Here is a 1,352-nt window from a genome sequence, read left to right as displayed (position 1 = left end):
GCTCCGCCGNGCGTGGCGATCAGGTTTCCTTCGCGCATACCGGTGACTTCCGCCCGGGGGCCATAAGGGCCGCGCATCGGACGGTGCAGGCTCTGACCCGGTTGGGCGGCGGGGTGGCGGCCGCTCCCTCGGTGTCGCTCATCCCGCAGTTGACGGATCATGGGCTATACCCCGGGACGGATCCCTTGGCGTCCGCCGACCTGTTGCCCTGGGTCCAACTGCTGGAGAAGGTGGACATGTTGGCCAGGGCGGCGCATCCCGGCGTTCGCCAGGTCAACGCGTCCTTGTCATCGTCGCACCGGGTGGTGTTGATCGCCAATACCGATGGGCAGTTGGTTGCCGACGCGCGTCCGGTGACGCGGCTGTTCATCCATGTCGTGCTGGAGCGTGCCGGCGCCCGCGCGCAAGGAAGTGCCGGCGTTGGTGGGCGCTACGGCCTGGAGGGCCTGGGGGATGAGGCGGTGGCGTCCACCGTGTCCCAGGCCGTGCGTGTCGCCACCGTCAACCTGGACGCCCGGCCAGCGCCAGGGGGGGTGATGCCGGTGGTGCTGGGGCCGGGCTATGCCGGTGTCCTGTTCCATGAGGCGGTCGGCCACGGCCTGGAGGGTGATCACCACCGTAAGGGTCTTTCCGCCTTCGCCGGCCGGATGGGGGAACGGATCGCGCCCGAGACGGTGACGGTGCTGGATGACGGGTCTTTGCCCGGCCGGCTGGGCAGCGTCGGCATCGATGACGAAGGAACGCCTGGGCAAAGGAACGCCCTCATTGAGAACGGCGTATTGACGGGGCTGATGCAGGACCGCCTGAACGCCCGCCTCATGAACATGAGGCCGACGGGAAATGCGCGGCGCCAGTCCTATGCGCATCTTCCCATGCCGCGGATGACGAACACCTTCCTCCTGGCCGGCCAGGAGGATCCGACCGACATCGTCGCGTCGGTGGCGCGTGGCATCTATGCCCCCCGGATGGGGGGCGGCCAGGTGGATATCACCAGCGGCCGTTTCAACTTCACCGCCGTCGAGGCCTACCTCATCGAGGACGGCAAGATCACCGCCCCGGTGAAGGGGGTGACGCTGGTGGGCGTGGGACATGAGGCGCTGCGCCACATCCGTGCCGTCGGCCATGACTGGGCACTGGATGAGGGAATCGCGACCTGCGGCAAAGCGGGCCAGACAGTGAGCGTCAGCGTGGGCCAACCGACCCTGCGCATTGATGAGATGGTTGTAAGTGGCAGTGTGTGACATGTAGGCCTGGGCCGTGCCCATGACATAGCCGCCGCCGTGGATGAACAGGATCGCCTGCCCGGCGGCGCCCACGCGCGCTGGGCGCACCCACCAGCCATGCCCTCGGCG

Annotated in this window: 1 protein-coding gene; it reads left to right on the top strand. The window is 68.2% G+C overall.

Going from position 1 to position 1,352, the window contains the following annotated elements:
- Positions 1-1,241 (top strand): metallopeptidase TldD-related protein (locus I55_RS25970; RefSeq protein WP_049974506.1); only part of this gene is annotated, 1,241 nt, incomplete at its 5' end.
- Positions 1,242-1,352 lie beyond the last annotated feature (111 nt).

The organism is Azospirillum sp. B4 (genome assembly GCF_000333275.1).
Lineage (GTDB): Bacteria > Pseudomonadota > Alphaproteobacteria > Azospirillales > Azospirillaceae > Nitrospirillum.
This window is presented reverse-complemented; position numbering and strand designations above follow the sequence as displayed.